1 pseudogene is annotated in these 1018 nt (G+C 62.8%); it reads left to right on the top strand.

The features are described 5' to 3' along the window. Nucleotides 1-665 precede the first annotated feature (665 nt). Nucleotides 666-944, top strand: a pseudogene (gene klaC / locus LB557_RS31495) (tellurium resistance system protein klaC); the annotation flags it as partial. Nucleotides 945-1018: the final 74 nt, after the last annotated feature.

Raw genomic sequence — 1018 nt, 5'->3', positions numbered from 1 at the left:
TGGGCTGGCGGCCGCGGTGTCTCGCACACGGCTTCGACGGCGTTTCTGGCGCGTTTGCAGGGCCATAGACGGCCGCCGGCGTTGTGGATACCTCGCGGAAAACTTGGCCCTCACTGACAGATGAGGGGCGGACGTTGACACTTGAGGGGCCGACTCACCCGGCGCGGCGTTGACAGATGAGGGGCAGGCTCGATTTCGGCCGGCGACGTGGAGCTGGCCAGCCTCGCAAATCGGCGAAAACGCCTGATTTTACGCGAGTTTCCCACAGATGATGTGGACAAGCCTGGGGATAAGTGCCCTGCGGTATTGACACTTGAGGGGCGCGACTACTGACAGATGAGGGGCGCGATCCTTGACACTTGAGGGGCAGAGTGCTGACAGATGAGGGGCGCACCTATTGACATTTGAGGGGCTGTCCACAGGCAGAAAATCCAGCATTTGCAAGGGTTTCCGCCCGTTTTTCGGCCACCGCTAACCTGTCTTTTAACCTGCTTTTAAACCAATATTTATAAACCTTGTTTTTAACCAGGGCTGCGCCCTGTGCGCGTGACCGCGCACGCCGAAGGGGGGTGCCCCCCCTTCTCGAACCCTCCCGGCCCGCTAACGCGGGCCTCCCATCCCCCCAGGGGCTGCGCCCCTCGGCCGCGAACGGCCTCACCCCAAAAATGGCAGCGCTGGCAGTCCTTGCCATTGCCGGGATCGGGGCAGTAACGGGATGGGCGATCAGCCCGAGCGCGACGCCCGGAAGCATTGACGTGCCGCAGGTGCTGGCATCGACATTCAGCGACCAGGTGCCGGGCAGTGAGGGCGGCGGCCTGGGTGGCGGCCTGCCCTTCACTTCGGCCGTCGGGGCATTCACGGACTTCATGGCGGGGCCGGCAATTTTTACCTTGGGCATTCTTGGCATAGTGGTCGCGGGTGCCGTGCTCGTGTTCGGGGGTGAATTAATTCCCCGGATCGATCCGTCAGCTTCACGCTGCCGCAAGCACTCAGGGCGCAAGGGCTGCTAAAGGAAGCG

The organism is Mesorhizobium sp. BR115XR7A (genome assembly GCF_020165315.1).
Taxonomy (GTDB): Bacteria; Pseudomonadota; Alphaproteobacteria; order Rhizobiales; family Rhizobiaceae; genus Mesorhizobium; species Mesorhizobium australicum.
The sequence above is the reverse complement of the archived record's forward strand: the minus strand, read 5'-3'. Positions and strand labels throughout refer to the sequence as shown.